The organism is Sphingomonas sp. G5 (assembly GCF_052660795.1).
This window is the reverse complement of record NZ_CP109660.1, coordinates 470,714-485,830: the sequence shown is the minus strand read 5'-3', so window position 1 is coordinate 485,830 and position 15,117 is coordinate 470,714. Positions and strand designations below refer to the sequence as shown.

The 15,117-nt window shown below is 71.6% G+C and carries 14 protein-coding genes; 6 read left to right on the top strand and 8 right to left on the bottom strand.

What is annotated here, in order from left to right:
• Positions 1-146 precede the first annotated feature (146 nt).
• Entirely contained in the window at positions 147-1,715 is a 1,569-nt protein-coding gene (locus NE358_RS02295; RefSeq protein WP_289940988.1) for a 5-oxoprolinase subunit B/C family protein, read from the bottom strand.
• A 32-nt stretch (positions 1,716-1,747) separates the two neighbouring features.
• The gene (locus tag NE358_RS02290) at positions 1,748-2,500 is read right to left on the bottom strand and encodes a 5-oxoprolinase subunit PxpA (RefSeq protein ID WP_289940985.1); all 753 of its coding nucleotides are present in this window, start codon (positions 2,498-2,500) and stop codon (positions 1,748-1,750) included.
• A gap of 42 nt (positions 2,501-2,542) precedes the next feature.
• Here NE358_RS02290 and NE358_RS02285 point away from each other — a divergent pair, with 42 nt between their 5' ends.
• The 3 genes from NE358_RS02285 to NE358_RS02275 all read left to right on the top strand — a co-directional run bounded on the left by NE358_RS02285 (position 2,543) and on the right by NE358_RS02275 (position 4,550).
• A complete protein-coding gene (locus tag NE358_RS02285; RefSeq protein WP_289940983.1) occupies positions 2,543-3,409 on the top strand; it encodes a spermidine synthase in 867 nt (288 codons plus the stop codon).
• 94 nt (positions 3,410-3,503) lie between these two features.
• On the top strand, positions 3,504-4,031 hold the full coding sequence (locus NE358_RS02280) for a tetratricopeptide repeat protein (protein WP_103206800.1): 528 nt from the start codon (positions 3,504-3,506) through the stop codon (positions 4,029-4,031).
• Between the two features lie 30 nt (positions 4,032-4,061).
• Complete coding sequence (locus NE358_RS02275; RefSeq protein ID WP_103206801.1) at positions 4,062-4,550, top strand: SprT-like domain-containing protein; 489 nt, start codon at positions 4,062-4,064, stop codon at positions 4,548-4,550.
• Positions 4,551-4,556: 6 nt separating this feature from the next.
• On the opposite strand, the gene NE358_RS02270 is transcribed toward NE358_RS02275, so the two are convergent.
• Positions 4,557-5,171 (bottom strand): 2-phosphosulfolactate phosphatase, encoded by a 615-nt coding sequence (locus NE358_RS02270; protein ID WP_289940978.1) that lies wholly within the window; start codon positions 5,169-5,171, stop codon positions 4,557-4,559.
• A gap of 82 nt (positions 5,172-5,253) precedes the next feature.
• Here NE358_RS02270 and NE358_RS02265 point away from each other — a divergent pair, with 82 nt between their 5' ends.
• Positions 5,254-5,754 (top strand): hypothetical protein, encoded by a 501-nt coding sequence (locus tag NE358_RS02265; RefSeq protein ID WP_141376603.1) that lies wholly within the window; start codon positions 5,254-5,256, stop codon positions 5,752-5,754.
• 11 nt (positions 5,755-5,765) lie between these two features.
• On the opposite strand, the gene NE358_RS02260 is transcribed toward NE358_RS02265, so the two are convergent.
• The 3 genes from NE358_RS02260 to NE358_RS02250 form a co-directional block, all read right to left on the bottom strand.
• Positions 5,766-6,416 (bottom strand): response regulator, encoded by a 651-nt coding sequence (locus tag NE358_RS02260; RefSeq protein WP_103206804.1) that lies wholly within the window; start codon positions 6,414-6,416, stop codon positions 5,766-5,768.
• 64 nt (positions 6,417-6,480) lie between these two features.
• Positions 6,481-7,650, bottom strand: a complete 1,170-nt coding sequence (locus tag NE358_RS02255; protein WP_289940975.1) for a sensor histidine kinase — start codon at positions 7,648-7,650, stop codon at positions 6,481-6,483.
• Positions 7,651-7,749: 99 nt separating this feature from the next.
• Positions 7,750-8,238, bottom strand: coding sequence for an Lrp/AsnC family transcriptional regulator (locus tag NE358_RS02250; RefSeq protein ID WP_103206806.1), 489 nt, complete (start codon positions 8,236-8,238; stop codon positions 7,750-7,752).
• Positions 8,239-8,347: 109 nt separating this feature from the next.
• Between NE358_RS02250 and NE358_RS02245 the strand changes: the two genes are divergently transcribed.
• Together NE358_RS02245 and NE358_RS02240 are read left to right on the top strand one after the other, a co-directional pair.
• Positions 8,348-9,745, top strand: coding sequence for a DUF6421 family protein (locus NE358_RS02245; protein WP_289940973.1), 1,398 nt, complete (start codon positions 8,348-8,350; stop codon positions 9,743-9,745).
• Positions 9,746-9,762: 17 nt separating this feature from the next.
• Complete coding sequence (locus NE358_RS02240) at positions 9,763-10,467, top strand: SDR family NAD(P)-dependent oxidoreductase (protein WP_438803436.1); 705 nt, start codon at positions 9,763-9,765, stop codon at positions 10,465-10,467.
• Here NE358_RS02240 and NE358_RS02235 read toward each other — a convergent pair.
• Positions 10,464-11,837: an MFS transporter gene (locus NE358_RS02235; RefSeq protein WP_289940971.1), complete on the bottom strand. Its 1,374-nt coding sequence runs from the start codon at positions 11,835-11,837 to the stop codon at positions 10,464-10,466. The genes NE358_RS02240 and NE358_RS02235 overlap by 4 nt on opposite strands.
• Before the next feature lie 96 nt (positions 11,838-11,933).
• Positions 11,934-15,110 carry a DEAD/DEAH box helicase gene (locus NE358_RS02230; protein ID WP_289942640.1) on the bottom strand — a complete coding sequence of 1,059 codons (3,177 nt, stop codon included), beginning with the start codon at positions 15,108-15,110 and terminating at the stop codon, positions 11,934-11,936.
• Positions 15,111-15,117 lie beyond the last annotated feature (7 nt).

The window sequence follows — 15,117 nt, the reverse complement described above, 5'->3', positions numbered from 1 at the left end:
CCACCATATGAGGGCAGGGGGAATCGAGGAGCGCAAAGTCCAAGCATACGCGGGAGGACTCGCCGTGTCCAGTCCGATTCTTGACGCGTTCTCGGACCTGCGGTATAACCGCGTGCGCTCGTTCGAGATTCCCCTCGGTGTCCCCGTCAGGCGCGCCGGAAGCACACGGTATCGCCCGGCCGCGCCTGAGCGAGCGCCGAGGTCCCGGCCTCCGTCGCCACCGCGATCACCGGGTACCCGCCGGTCACGGGCCCGTCGGCGAGCAGCACGACCGGCCGGCCGTGCGGGGGAACCTGCAGCGCTCCGGGCGTCATTCCCTCGCTCGGCAGTTCCCCGGGGCGGATCCGTTCGAGGACGGGGCCGTCGAGACGGATGCCGACGCGGTCGAGGTCGGCCGAGACGGTCCAGGGCTCGGCGAAGAGCGTCGCCAGGGCGCGCGGGGCGAACCAGTCGGCGCGCGGGCCCTCGGCGAGAGCGACGTCGATCGTCGAGGGCGGAACGGTCCAGGGGAAGACGTCGACGGAGGGAATGGCGGATGCCGGCACCCCGGCCCGCACGAGGTCCCCGGTGCGCAGCGGGGCGGGGCCGAGACCCGCGAGCGAGTCGCGGGCGCGCGAGTGCATCACCGCGGCCCCCTCGACGCCGCCGCGGACGGCCAGGTAGCTGCGCAGACCCAGCCGCGCGACCCCGATGGACAGCTCGCTCCCGGCAGGGACGAGAAGGGGTGCGTAGAGATCGACCGGAACCTCGTCGACCCGCACCTCGAGGAGCGCCCCGGTCACGCACACCCACGTGTCCGTCTCGGCGCGGGCATGCCAGCCGCCGAGCAGGATCTCGAGCCCCGCCGTCCCCTCGTCGTTGCCGACCAGCCGGTTGGCGGTGCGCAGCGCGACGCGGTCGAGTGCTCCCGAGCGGGCGACCCCGAGGGCGGCGCGGTGCGGGCGACCCAGGTCTTGCACGGTGGTCGCGGCGCCCGGGTCGAGAATCCGCAGCGCAGGGCGAGCGTCGTCTCGGGCGAGGGTCGCCGGCGCCGGCGCCGGCGGAGAGTCGACGGCACCCCTCGTCGCGCTCCGGGGAGCAGCCGGCGCGTCCGGGGCCCTCGGCACCTCGACCCGCGATCGCTCGGGGACGAACCGCACGCGGGCTCGAGGGGGCAGCAGCACCGGGTGGGTGGCATCCGGATCGAAGAGAACCGCATCGGTCGAGGCGATCAGGCGCCAGCCACCCGGGGTCTCGCGGGGATACGCGCCCGTGAAGCCGGCGGCGAGCCCGACCGCGCCCGCGGGCACCCGCGTCCGCGGCTGGTCGAGTCGGGGCACGTCGAAGGGCCAGTGCGCGCTCACGAGGTAGGCGAACCCCGGCGCGAAGCCGGTGAAAGCGACCGACCATTCCGCCGCCGCGTGGCGCGAGACGAGATCGGCGGCGGGGATGCCGAGGAGTGCGGCCGTGTCGTCGAGATCGACGCCGTCGTAGCGCAGGGGGACTTCCACGAGCGGTCCGGGTTCCGGGTCGTCGGTGGGCCTCTCGGCCGCCGAGCGGATCCACGAGCGAACGGATGCTGCGGCGATCCGCGCGGGGTCGAAGCACACCAGAACTGTTCGGGCGGCGGGCACGAGATCCTCGATCCCGACCGGCGGGTCCGCGGCGAGCGCCGCATGCAGGCGGACGACGACAGCGAGGTCGGCGACCTCGGCGAGCACGGCCCTCTCCCCCATCGTCCTCAAGACGACCGCTGCGTCCGGCGGCGTCACCACGGTGCGCGCACCTCGATGCCGGCTCCGTCGAGTGCTGCGCGGACCGCGCGCGCCATGGCGACGGCGGCCGGGGTGTCTCCGTGCAGACACAACGAGGCGGCGTCGACGGACACACGCGCTCCGTCGACGGTGTCGACCTCTCCGTCGTGGACGAGTCGCAGGGCGCGGTCGGCGACCGTCTCGGGGTCGCGGACGAGGTCGCCCGGTTCGCCGCGCGGAACCAGGCCGCCCCGCGCCGTGTACCCCCGGTCGAGAAACGCTTCCTGCACGAAGGGAAGTCCCGCGCATGCCGCCGCCTCGGCGATCGCGCCGGATAGTCCGAGGATCGGCAGAGCGCGTCCGACCCGAGCGGAGTGGTCCGCCACCGCTGACGCGACCGCCTCGGCCTGGCGGGGGTCGGCGGTGACCGCGTGGTAGAGCGCCCCGTGCGGTTTCACGTAGCGCAGATCGGCGCCGGCCGCGACGAGAGCGGACAGTTGAGCCGTCACGCTCGCGCGGAGCTCGCCGGGCTCGGGCGAGCGGGCGACGCGACCGAAGTTCTCGCGGTCGTCGTACGAGGGGTGGGCGCCGACGGCGACCCCAAAGCGGATCGCCCTCTCGACCGAGGCGCGCATCGAGGCGGCATCCCCCGCGTGCCCGCCGCAGGCCACGTTCGCGCTCGAGATCACCGCGAACATGGCGTCGTCGTCGGCCGTCGGCATCCCGTCGACGGTCTCGCCCAGGTCGGCGTTGAGATCCACCCGCATGCGGCCACGGTACCGCCGCCCGGAGGGCCTAGCGTGGGGGACATGGCCCGCATGCGCATCGAACCCGACGACGCCCCCACCGCGCGGTTGTCGGACGGCACCCTCGCGCGCATCTCGCCCTCGGGGTTCGTCTCGGGGTGGGAGCTCGTGGTCGACGGCACGCCCCAGTCGCACGTCGACCTCGACGATCCGACGCACCTGCACTTCGAGTACGTGGCGCGCATGGGCGCCGTGATCGATCGTCTCCGGATGCCGGGACAGCCTCTCACCGCGGTCCACCTCGGCGCGGGCGCGCTCACCCTGCCGCGCTACGTCGAAGCGACCCGACCGGGCTCACGCCAGCAGGTCATCGAACTCGAACCGGCACTGTGGGATCTCGTGCGTGAGAACCTGCCACTGCCGCGCGGCGCCTCGGTGCGCGTGCGCATCGGCGACGCGCGGGCGGGGCTCTCCAAGCTGCCGGCGGGGCTCTCCGGCGCGGTCGATCTGCTCGTCAGCGACGTCTACTCCGGCGCCCAGACCCCGGCCCACCTGACGACCGTGGAGTTCTATCGGGAGGCGGCGGCGATGCTCGCGGCCGACGGCGTGCTGCTGGTCAACGTCTCGGACGGACCGGGGCTCGCCTTCGCCCGCCGTCAGGTCGCCACGATCCGCGAGGTGCTGCCCGAGGTCATCGTCCTCGCCGAGGTGCAGGTGCTCAAGGGGCGCCGATTCGGCAACCTCGTCGTCGCCGCGTCCGCCGCCCCGCTGCCGGTCGAGTGGCTCCCACGCCTCATGGCGGCCGGGCCCCACCCGGCGAAGGTCGCCCAGGGCGCCGAGATCGAGGAGTTCATGCGCGGGGCGAGGGCGGCCACCGACGCCGACGCGACCGCGTCGCCGAAGCCCTCGGCATCCCTCTTCGAGAGATGATCGCCGCGTCTTCACCCCACGACCGCGTGGCGCTGCGACGCTCGACGCCCGGGCGGCGCAGACTGGAAGTCCTGCCGGAACGAGAGGAGCGAAGGTGAGCTACATCCACGGGTACGACCCCGACACCTTGCGCGAGGTCACCGACTCCCGCGAGTGCGCGGAGCGTCTCGAGGAGATCGGCTCCCAGCGCAGCCTCCACGCCCTGCTCGAGCGGGTCTGGCTCCTCAAGGTGCTCGATCGCTTCGACGAGGCGCTCGCCGTCTCGGAGCAGTCGGTGCGCGTCGCTCGCATGGCCGGCACCCGTCGCGATCTGCTGCGCGCGCGGATTCTGCACGCCACGATCATGCAGTGCCGCGGGGCCTACGCCGCCGCTGAGCAAGAACTCACGATGTGCGCCGAGGAGGCCGAGGGTCAGGGCTGGGCGAGCATCGCCGCCTTCGCGCTCCAGCACCGCGGCAAAGTGCATTACGACGAGGGCGACTACGACGCCGCGCGCCGCGACTTCAAGCAGGCGCTGTTCCTGCGTCAGAACGCGGGTGCCACCGATGCCCAGCTCGAGTCGACCCTGCTCGCGATCGACGCCGCGGAACGTCGGCGCACGCGCGAGGTCGTCGCGAGCTGAGTGTCGGGGGTCCCTCCTAGGCTTCCGCTCATGTCCGACCTGCAGCGCGTACGCATCTGGGCCGAGGCGTTGATCGCCCTGCACCTCGATGAGTCGTGGACGTTCGCCTTCGACAACGCCAAGCGGCGCGCGGGCCTGTGCGACTACGGCCGCAAGCGCATCAGCGTCTCGCGCTACCTGTCTGCGCGCTACGACGACGACACCAACCATCAGACGCTCCTGCACGAGGTCGCGCACGCCGTCGCGGGGGCGGCGGCCGGTCACGGTCCGGTCTGGAAGCGCACGGCGCGCGAACTCGGTTACGTCGGCGGAACGACCCACGCCGGGGAGACCGCGAACGAACTGGCCCCCTGGGTGGGCACGTGCCCGGCGGGGCACGTGGCGTACCGGCACCGTCGCGCCACCCGACCCACCTCGTGCGCGAAATGCGCGCCGTCGTTCGACCCGCGCTTCGCCCTGTCGTGGGTGCATCGCGACATCACCCGTGCGACGCGTCTGGCGGCATCGACGCCCCGATAGAGGGGCTCAGACGGTGACGATGGAGCCGTCGCGGACGATCGGGACGACGGATGCCGCATCGCGCGCGGCCGCCGACAGCACCGCCTCGCGTGCCCCGACGGCGGCGAGCGCGCGTCCGGTTCCGCTGGCCGTCAGCAGGTGCCGCGCGGCGCCCGCGAGAGCCCGGAACCCCTCGCCCGCCACCGCGGCATCGGGAGAGGCGTGGTCGATCCCCAGGTCGCCGAGAGCGGCGACCACGGCGCCCGCTCCGAGAAGATCCTCGACCGCGAAGCGGAGGCCGTCGGCATCGGGAGAACCGGCGGCGATGATCGAGATGCCGGTGCGCTCGCCGCGCGTGCGCTGCACCTCGAGGACGTGGGCGGCCACGGCGGCGGCGTTGCGCAGCCCGCCGACGACGACGTGAGCGCCCTCGCGACCGGCGGCGAGCGCGAGCTCCCCGGTCGGGTCACCCTCGAGGATCATGGTCTCGCCGCTCTCGGTCGCGTCCAGCGCGCGCAGCGACAGCCCCAGTGTCTGCACGACGATCACGACGGGGGCCGGGGCCAGGCGCTCCAGCCCCGAGCGACCCCAGTCCAGACGCACCTGGTAGTCGGACTGAGCGAGGGCGGGAGAAGACGGCATCCCTCGATCGTAAAACGCCCGGAACCGACGCCCCGCGTCAAGCCGTGCGCACGGATCGCCGGGATCGGGCACGATCGAGGTCATGCGCATCCTGCTGAAGTTCGTCATCGACTGCGACCCGGATGCCGCCTGGCGCGCCCTGCACTCCCCGCGCGCGGTGGCGGAGCTGTACGGCCCCCTGCTCGAGGTCGAGGCCCTCGGCGAGATGCCGACCTCGTTCGCGTCGGGCGACGACGTGCCCGTGCAGATGAGCGTCGCGGGGCTGCTGCCGGTCGGGCGTCAGCTGATCTCGGTCGCCGACCGCGAAACGACCGACGAGCACGGGCGCGTGCGCGTCTTCCGCGACTGGGGCGTGCCCCTGACCGGGCCGCTCTCGGTCCTCGACGTGTGGGATCACCAGATGGCGGTGTCGGAGGCCCCCGGCGAGCCGGGACGCACACTCTGGCGCGAGCGCCTGACGATCGGCGGGGCCGCGGCTCCCGCGATGTGGCCAGCGCTCTGGGCGACCTGGCAGTGGCGGGCTCTGCGCATCAAGGCCCTCGCCCCCACGTGGGCGCACGACCCCGAAGCCGACGCCGACTGACCCGCGGCGCCTCAGGCGAGGCCGTGCCGGTAGGCGAAGACGACGAGCTGTACGCGATCGCGCAGGGCGAGTTTGGTCAGGATGCGACTGATGTGCGTCTTCACCGTGGCCTCGGACAGGAACTCGCGCTCGGCGATCTCGGCGTTGCTGAGTCCCGCGGCCGCGAGGGTGAAGATCTCCCGCTCGCGATCGGTGAGCGCGCCATAGGAGGGCGGCACCGGCTCCCCCGCGCCGCCGTCGGCGATGTGTGCGAAGAGCTCTCGCGTGGCTTCGGCGGCGATGACCGCGGAACCCGCGTGGACGGTGCGCACCGCCGACAGGAGGAATTCGGGCTCGGAGTCCTTCAGGAGGAAGCCGCTCGCCCCACCCTGGATGGCCCTGGCCGCAGCCTCGTCGAGGTCGAACGTCGTCAGCACCACCACGCGCGGAGCGTCGGGCTCGCGCAGGATCTCGGCGGTCGCCGCGAGCCCGTCCATGACCGGCATGCGCACATCCATGAGCACGAGGTCGGGGCGCGTGGCACGGACGACCTCGATGCCCTCGCGTCCGTCCGAGGCCTCCCCCACCACTTCGAGGTCGGGCTGGGAATCGATCACCATCCGGATGCCGGCGCGGAACAGGGCTTGATCGTCGACGAGGACGATGCGGACGGGGGCGGTCATGACGACGGCTCCTCTCGCGGGTCGGGGGTGGCTCGGCATCCACTCTGCTCGGTCCGACGCGCGCTCACAGCGGCGCGCCGATCGGAAGGGTGGCGCGGACGACGAATTCGCCGTACTCGGGTCCCGCCGTCAGGTGTCCCCCGACGAGCTGCGCGCGCTCGCGCATGCCGATGAGGCCGTGACCGCCGGGGGCGGTGCTGGGAAGAGCGGGGACGGATGCCGTGGCGCGGGCATTTCGCACCGAGACCACGACGCGGTCGGGCCACCAGGCCAGATGGACGCGCACGCGGGGGTCGACGCCGTGGCGCAGGGCGTTCGTCAGCGCCTCCTGCATGATGCGGTACACCGCGAGCTGGATGACCGCCGGAGGCTCGCCGGGCGGCAGCGGGTCGACCGCGACCTCGAGGTCGACGCCCGCCGCGCGCATGCGCTGGAACAGGACCTCGAGGTCGGCGAGGGTGGGCTGCGGCCCCTCGGCCTGGGAATGCCGGAGCTGCGTGAGGAGCAGCCGTACGTCGGCGAGGGCCGCGCGCGCGGTCGACGAGATCGTCGTGAGCGCCTCGGAGGTGGCCCGGGGATCGGATGCCGCGGCGTAGCGGGCGCCGTCGGCCTGCGCGATGACGACCGCCAGAGAGTGGGCCACGACGTCGTGCATGTCGCGGGCGATGCGCACGCGCTCCTGCTCGGCGATCGTCTCGGCCTCGGCGGCGCGCTGGGCGCGGCTGTTCGCCGACGCCCGCATGGCGGTGCGGACGAGGGCGCCCGAGACCCAGGCCAGCAGGAGGGCGAAGCCCGCGGCGAGGAACAGGGCGATGACCGCGAACCAGTCGTTGCCGTTCGGCGGCGCCTGCAACCCACGACCCACGAGGTAGATGGGCACCAGGGCCGCTCCGACGATCGCCGAGCCGAATCCGAACCAGAACACGCGACGCGTACCGTAGGCGGCCGTCGTGTACAGCACCGCGAAGATGGCGAGGTCGGAGGGAGACGGCTGCCGGCCGAAGCCCATCTGCACGAGGGCGGCCGCCCACGCGATCCAGAGGGCGAGACCCGGGTGCAGGCGCCGCAATCCCACGGCGCTCGCAAAGGCGAGGGCGACGAAGAACGCTGAGACGCCGTCGACCGGGGTGGCGCTCGCGACGAGCTCGATGGCGATCGACAGCAGGAAGAAGACCACCGCGATGCCGAGGTCGGTGACCAGCTGATAGCGGGTGAGCGGGCGGAGAGCGAACATCACGGCCACGCTACGCGGGAGACGGGGGCTCGGCATCCGTCCGAGGATGTATCCGGGTCAGTCGTCGTGCGCAGGCCGGACGGCGCCTCGAGGTGGGGGTCAGGCCGGGAAATCGGCCGGCTCGATCGGCCGCGCCTCGAAGAAGGTCTGAAGAACTACGGTCGTGCGGGTGTTCACCTGGGCCGCGGCGCGGATGTCACGGATGAGCTCCTCGAGGTCGCGCGGCGTCGGCACACGGACGAAGAGCATGTACGCCGCCTCGCCCGCGATGGAGTGGCAGGCTTCGATCGGCGTCAGGTGAGCGAGCAGTTCGGGAGCGTTGTCGGGCTGCGCCGGGTCGAGTGGCGTGATCTCGACGAATGCCGCGAGCGGCCGCCCCAATGCCTCGGCGTCGAGGATCGGGCGGTAGCCCTTCACGATTCCCCGGGCCTCGAGCCGGCGCAGCCGGGACTGGACGGCCGAGACCGAGAGGCCGACGCGCTCAGAGAGGTGGGACAGCGTGGCGCGCGCGTCGAGAGAGATCTCACGGACGATCGCCGCGTCGACGGAGTCCTCGAGGCGAGGGGCGCGGGAGGAAGCCTCTGTCATGGGCTCGACAGTACCAGCGGGCTCCGGAAGCACTCTGGCGTAATCCGTAAGATTTCCGTTAGTATCCATTTTCAGCAGGAATATTTACACCTGATGAACGGAGGATGCCATGACCATCGCCACGCCCACCCGTGCCGCCGACGATCTGATCGCCGGTCACGGCGTCGAGACGGTGGAGCAGACCCCCGCGTGGGCCCAGCTCAAGAACGCCGCCGCCGCTCTCCAGGACCTGCAGATCAAGGACGGGTCCATCGAGGACACCGCCGCGGCCGCGCCGCTGATCGAGAACATAACGAGCGCGATCGAGGCCCTCGCGCCCCTCTTCCCGCACGATCAGGCTTACCTCGCGGCATCCGTCGTCGACTTCCGTCGCTGGCGCGACGACGGTCTCGGCGTTCCCGACTTCCTGGACTCCCTGGTCGCCTTCCAGCCGCAAGAGCATCGCGTCGACGGCATCCGGCATCTCGTGGTCTTCCCGATGTACACGCAGAACGGCTCGAGCAACCGGCACGTCGAGGCCGTGCTCGTCGAAGCGATCTGGCCGGAGTTCATCGCCCGACTGGAGACCGAGTACACCAACCGCCTGTTCGTCTCGCTGCGTCTGATCGACTTCACCTCGGGATACGACACCAACTCGGCCGTGCTGTTCCCCGAGACCGTCGCGATGCGCGAGATCCCCACCTTCACGTGGGGCGCGATCTTCCAGGACCGCGAGGCCGCGCGCTACCGCCGCGTCACCCGCGCCGCCGCGGAGATCACGAAGCTCGAGCTCCCCGCCGCCGCCGCGCGCCTACTCGACGATCAGGACCTCGCCGAGCGCACCTTCGTCATGTGGGACCTCATCCACGACCGCACGCACATGCGCGGCGACCTGCCGTTCGACCCGTTCATGATCAAACAGCGGATGCCGTTCTTCCTGTACTCGCTCGAGGAGCTGCGGTGCGATCTCACCGCGTTCCGCGAGTGCGTGTCGCTCCAGGCGCGCCTCGCCGCCCGCGACGACCTCGACGCCGCAGAGACGGCGATGCTCGAACACGCCGAGCTCGTGCAGTACGCCGTGATCTTCGACCGCATCTTCCGCTTCGCGATCACCGGCTCGCGCGTGCGCAACTACGACGGCCTCGGCGGACAGCTGCTGTTCGCGTGGCTGCATCAGCGCCGCGTGCTGCACTGGACCGACACGTCCCTCGCCTTCGACTGGGCCGACGTGCCCGCCGCGGTCATCGCCCTCGCCGACGCCATCGACGAGCTGTACTGGCGCTCGATCGATCGCCCCAAGGTCGCCCACTGGCTCGCCGCCTACGACCTCGTGAGCTCGGTCGTCACGACCCACCCCGCCTCGGTGTGGGCCCGCGGGTTGTCAGACGAGGTGCTCGCGGGTCTGCCGAAGGGGTACACCGACGCGGTGCTCGACGACGAATTCCCGCTGTCGATGTTCTTCGAGGCGCTGGAGAAGAAGATGCGACCGGTGATCGCGTCGACCGAGGGCATCCGCGGGACCGACTGACGCCGGCGATGAGCGAGGTGATCACCGAATCCGCGGTCGATCCGCAGAGACTCGTGCGCGGGAGGCTCGTCCTTCTCGCGGGCGGAACGAGTGCGGCCGGCCGGGCCTGCGCGCGCGCTCTCGTCGCGGCCGGGGGGCGAGTTGTCATCGTCGGCTCGGATGCCGGTCGTCTGCGGGACGCCGCCGACTCCGCGCCCGGGACCGCGATCGAGGAGTGCGACCTGACCGAACCGGCCGCCGTGTCGGCTCTGCGGGACCGCGTGCATTCCGCGCACGGGAACGTCGACGGCGTGGTCCACCTCGTCGGCGGCTGGCGCGGTGGAGGGGGGCTCGCCGGGCAGAGCGACGAGGACTTCGCCGCGCTGCTGAGGTCGTTCACGGCGCTGCGGAACGTCAGCCGCAGTTTCGACGACGACCTCCGCGCCTCGGATGCCGGGCGTCTCGCGATCGTCTCGTCGACCGCCGTCGCGCGACCCCTCGCCGGTGGCGCGAACTACGCCGCGGTGAAAGCCGCGAGCGAAGCGTGGACGCGAGCCGTCGCGCAGGGGTACGCGAAGTCCGCGCGCGATGCGGGGCGCGACCTGTCGGCCGCCGGCGTCATCTTCCGGGTGCGGAGCCTCGACGGCCTCGAGGAGGCGTTGGCATCCGCCGTCGTCGCTCTGTGGGACGACGACGCCGCGGACGTCAACGACGTCGTCATCGAGATCGGCGCGAGCGCTTAGGCCGACCCCGCCTCGACGTCGACCTCGGACGTCCGGTACTGCCGGGAGAGCGTGCGATACGAGCGCGTGAGGAAAGCCAGCGCCGCCGCGATCACCATCACGACACCTGCGACGGCGAAGACCAGCGCGATGCCGCGGGATTCTCCTTCGCCGAGCAGCCAGCCCCACGTCGAGCGGCCGCTCTGGGCGTCCATGTACGGGATGACCACGAACTGCGCGATCGGCGCGATGAGGAACGAGGTCACCGGCGCCGCGGCCGATTCGAACGCGGCGGCGAAACCGAAGACGCGCCCCTGGGTCTCGAAGGGGACGACCTTCTGGATGACCGTCTGCTCGGCCGCCTCGACCGGAGGGATGAGGGCCATGTACACCCAGATGCCGAGTGCATAGAGCCACCACCATTCGCGGAGGGTGAACACCGCACCCAGCGCCCCCATCGCGATGACGATCCAGAGCATGGTGCGGATGGGGTTCTTACCGAGTCCGAACTTCGCGACCAGGCCGCCGCCGATGATGAAACCGGTCGCGGTGACCCCGAGGACGATGCCCCAGACCTTCACGTCGAACATCTCGAGACCGTAGGGGTCCATGAGCGCCATGTAGACGCCGCCGATGAGGTTGTTGAACGTCGAGAAGACGATCAGGGCGAAGAGGCCGGGGGCGCGGCGCACTGCTCGGATCGCCCCCCGGAGGTCGACGACGGGACCGGCACCCTCCCCGACCGCGGGGCGTTGCTCGGGGATGCGGATCGTCGACAGGTGCGCGAGGGCGAGCGCGGTCAGCACCAGGGCGATGGCCAGCGTCCACCCCATGCCCAGGAACCCGACCGACAGTCCGCTGAACACGCTCGTCACGACGAACGCGAGCCCCTGCACCGTGCCGACCAGACCATTCGCGTTGGCGTGACGCTCGACGGGAACGAGAAGCGTCACCGTCGTCGACAGGGCGATGTTGCGCAGGTTCTCGACCACGGCCCCGGCGAGGATGACGCCCGCGAAGAGCCAGAACCACGGTCCGCCGAGGTCGAGGAGCGCGGCCTCGGGGAACGCCAGCCAGAGCGCTCCGGCCAGCAGGAATGCCACGAGCGTCACGAAGCCGGAGACCACCATGACCCGGTGTTTGCGATGGCGGTCGACGAGCGAGCCGAACACCATCGCGAACACGGCGAGCAGCAGCATGTACGCACCGCCGACGATGCCGGTGGCGAGGACGGAGCGGGTCTCGAGGTAGACCCAGAACGTGAGGGCGAACCACAGGAAGCTCGTCGTCACGTTGGCCGCGGCCGTGTTGACGAGCACCGCCAGGAAGGTGCGGCGCCCGGCAGACGCGACCGCGGCGGGCGTGGCAGCGGGAACCGGGACCTCGGACATAGCGCCACGGTAGACCGGGGGTCCGACATTGGCCAGAGGCGGATCGGGCGGGCGGTGCCCGCGAGGCTCCGGGGCGATCCAGGTCGAGGGCGGGCGTCAGTCGATGAGGCTCCGGATGTCGGCCGCCGTCAGGCGGGTCGCTCCACCGAAGGCCTCTCCCTCGCCCCCGTCGAGCACACGGGAGAAGAGCTCGGCTTTCGTCTCGCGCAGGGTGACGACTTTCTCTTCGATGGTGTCGGCCGCGACGAGGCGGTACACGATCACGGGCCGGGTCTGCCCGATGCGGTGCGCGCGGTCGATCGCCTGGTCTTCGACCGCTGGATTCCACCACGGGTCGAGCAGCACCACGTAGTCGGCCTCGACCAGGTTGAGGCCGACCCCGCCGGCCTTCAGAGAGATGAAGAACGCGGGATCGTCGCCCTGGCGGAAGCGGTCGATCTCGGCCTGCCGGTGCGTGGTGGCGCCGTCGAGGTAGCAGGACGGCAGGCCCGCCTCGGTGCACCTGTCGCGAGCGGAGCGGAGGAAGCGCGTGAACTGGCTCAGGACGAGGACGCGGTGCCCCTCGGCGGCGGCCTCGGTCACGAGTTCTACCAGGGCGTCGAGTTTGGCGGAGGGAGCCTCCCCCTCGTCGACGAGCGCGGGGTCGAGAGCGAGCTGGCGCAGCATCGTCAGGGAACGGAAGATCGCGAAGCGGTTCCCGTCTGCATCGTCGAGCAGGCCGAGGAGCCGTTGGCGCTCGCGATGGAAGCGTCGGTCGTACAGCGTGCGATGGGTCGGATGCAGGGTCACCTCGACCACGGTCTCCTGCTTCGAGGGCAGCTCTGCGGCGACGAGCTCTTTCGTGCGCCGGAGCAGGAACGGCCGGATGCGTCGGCGGAGGAGGTCGAGACGCGCACCGTCCGAGTGCTTCTCGATGGGGGTTCGGTACATCGCGGTGAACGACTCGCGGGTACCCAGGAGGCCCGGGGCGACGAGCGAGATGAGAGCCCAGAGCTCGAGGAGATTGTTCTCCATCGGCGTGCCCGTGATGACGAGGGTGAAAGGCACCGACAGCGCCCGAGCAGCACGGTAGCCGCGCGACGAGGGGTTCTTGATCTGCTGGGCCTCGTCGAGCACGAGTCCCGACCATTCGACCTCGGCGTACTGCGCCTGCTCCAGGCGGAACAGGGCGTAACTGGTCACCACGACGTGTGCGCCGTCGGCCGCCTCGGCGACGGGGATCGAACGCCTCGACTGTGTGGAGGTGACAGTGACCACCCGGAGCCCCGGGGCGAAGGCGGCGCATTCGCGCGCCCAGTTGCCGACCACACTCGTCGGTGCCACGATCAGGAACGGCGCCATCCGGGGATCGGCCTCTCGGGCAACCTCCATCATCGCGATCGTCTGCACGGTCTTGCCGAGCCCCATGTCATCGGCGAGGACTCCCCCGAGACCCTGCGTGCGGAGGAAGTGCAGCCAATCCAGGCCCGCGCGCTGATAATCGCGCAGCGTGGCGCGCAGTCCCTCGGGGGACGGCACGGGGGCGATGGCAGCTTCGTCGGTGAGGCCGCGGACGCGAAGCCACCACTCGGCCTCCTGCGCCGCGAGCAGCCCCAGGTCGGACAGGTCCTCCCAGAGGCCGACGTTGTAGCGGTTGAGCTTCAGCTCACCGTCAGGGCGGTCGGCGAGCGTTCGCGCCTCGTCGATGACGGCGCGCAATCGGTCGAAGGCGGGGGTGTCGAGCCGGACATAGGAGCCGTCTGGCAGGAAGAGGGCACGATCGCCGACGACGAGCGCGGTGTAGAGCTCGGAGAAGTCGACCTCGGTGTCGCCCACGGTGACACGCGCGTGCAGGTCGAACCAGTCGCTGCCATCGTCGTCGCCGGTACGCAGCTCGACGGAGGCCGGTTCGGCAGCGGCGCGGTAGGGCACGGCCTCGTCGGCCACGGTCACCCGGACGTTCTCGAGAGCCTGCAGGCGCGGCATCGCCTCGACGACGAAGATCGCCGCCTCCGCGGGAGCCCAGAGGCGCGGCGGAGTGGAGCCCGCGGGGAATGGCTGCGGGAGCTCGATGCGCAGTTCGGTCGCGATGGCCGCCACGGCCTCCCAGGTGAACACCTCGTGCGCCTCGTCGCGCCGCCCGTTGGTCGACGACCGATCCCACCGCACGGCGACGCAAGCGCGCCCGGCCCGGTGGTCGACGGAGAGCTCCAGGACGGGACGCGGCGGCGGCGGCAGGTCGATCGTGCCCTTCGGCGACACCACGGGCGCCTCGAGCTGCAGACGCGGCAGGTAGTCGCGGAGGAAGGTGTCGGACCCCCCGTCGATCGCGAGCGCGCCGGTACGCGCCAGCAGCCCGCGGACGGCACCGGTCACCGGGGTCGCGAGCCGCGCAAGGGTGAAGCGTTCGTCGTCACCGTCTCGGTCCGCCACGAAGGCCACCGCTACGGCGGGATCACCCACCACCCACGACGGCAGGGAGACGACTTCGTCGGCGAGCCCCTCGACGATCCCGCGGACGTGGAGGGCCGAGCCGCGGCGGTCGACGGCGACCGCGGCGGTCATCGCCCCCTCGAGGATCTGCACGGGGTGGTGCGCCCCAGAAGCCGCCACGAGCGGCACCCCCGCGGCGACGACGGCCTCGAGCTGCATCCAGAGCGAGTGCGGGGGGACGGCGGAGAGCGGCATCCACTCGTCGGAGAGGAAGGCTCCGTTACCGGAGCGACCGAGGCGACCCAGGCTGTCGAGCGCTGCACGTGCGCGCGGATCCGCGGACAGCAGAGGCAGCCCCGACCAGCCCGCGCGCCCCTTGATCCACGTGCCGCGCGTACCCCTCATGCCGGGCCGTGCCGTGAGCGTCAGGGCGGTGCTGCGGCCGTGGCCCCCGCCCCGGCGGATGGCGAGGAACAGGCACAGATCGACCGGGGGCTCGTCGTGGCCCCCCGCGGTGACCGTCAGCAATTCGTCGAGGGTGCGCTGCCACTCGGGACGCGGGGGGCGACCCGCCGAGATCACGCGGTCGAAGAGCAGCACCGCCGCCGCGCACGAGTGCTCGCACTCGGGACCGCGCCCGCAGGAGCACCAGCCCGAGACGCGCGTGAGATCGGCGGGCACGCGCAGTTCGAGGTGCTCGTACCCCGCCGAGCCGAACGACTGCGCCGACACGACGAGAACACCGTCGGACGTCGTGACGTCGCCGACCTCGACCGAGCCGTAGACGAGGAGCCGGTCGGCGCGCGCCATGGCCGCCGGAGAGAAGATCTCACCGGCGATGCTGAGCGCCTCGGGGTCCATGTGCACT

Bases quoted from the DNA above. Each gene is read 5' to 3' on its own strand.
- NE358_RS02250 (WP_103206806.1), bottom strand. From the start codon at position 8,238: ATGACAGAGGCTTCCTCCCGCGCCCCTCGCCTCGAGGACTCCGTCGAC.
- NE358_RS02265 (WP_141376603.1), top strand. From the start codon at position 5,254: ATGCGCATCCTGCTGAAGTTCGTCATCGACTGCGACCCGGATGCCGCC.
- NE358_RS02230 (WP_289942640.1), bottom strand. From the start codon at position 15,110: ATGGACCCCGAGGCGCTCAGCATCGCCGGTGAGATCTTCTCTCCGGCG.
- NE358_RS02285 (WP_289940983.1), top strand. From the start codon at position 2,543: ATGGCCCGCATGCGCATCGAACCCGACGACGCCCCCACCGCGCGGTTG.
- NE358_RS02290 (WP_289940985.1), bottom strand. From the start codon at position 2,500: ATGCGGGTGGATCTCAACGCCGACCTGGGCGAGACCGTCGACGGGATG.
- NE358_RS02295 (WP_289940988.1), bottom strand. From the start codon at position 1,715: ATGGGGGAGAGGGCCGTGCTCGCCGAGGTCGCCGACCTCGCTGTCGTC.
- NE358_RS02260 (WP_103206804.1), bottom strand. From the start codon at position 6,416: ATGACCGCCCCCGTCCGCATCGTCCTCGTCGACGATCAAGCCCTGTTC.
- NE358_RS02275 (WP_103206801.1), top strand. From the start codon at position 4,062: ATGTCCGACCTGCAGCGCGTACGCATCTGGGCCGAGGCGTTGATCGCC.
- NE358_RS02245 (WP_289940973.1), top strand. From the start codon at position 8,348: ATGACCATCGCCACGCCCACCCGTGCCGCCGACGATCTGATCGCCGGT.
- NE358_RS02255 (WP_289940975.1), bottom strand. From the start codon at position 7,650: ATGTTCGCTCTCCGCCCGCTCACCCGCTATCAGCTGGTCACCGACCTC.
- NE358_RS02270 (WP_289940978.1), bottom strand. From the start codon at position 5,171: ATGCCGTCTTCTCCCGCCCTCGCTCAGTCCGACTACCAGGTGCGTCTG.
- NE358_RS02235 (WP_289940971.1), bottom strand. From the start codon at position 11,837: ATGTCCGAGGTCCCGGTTCCCGCTGCCACGCCCGCCGCGGTCGCGTCT.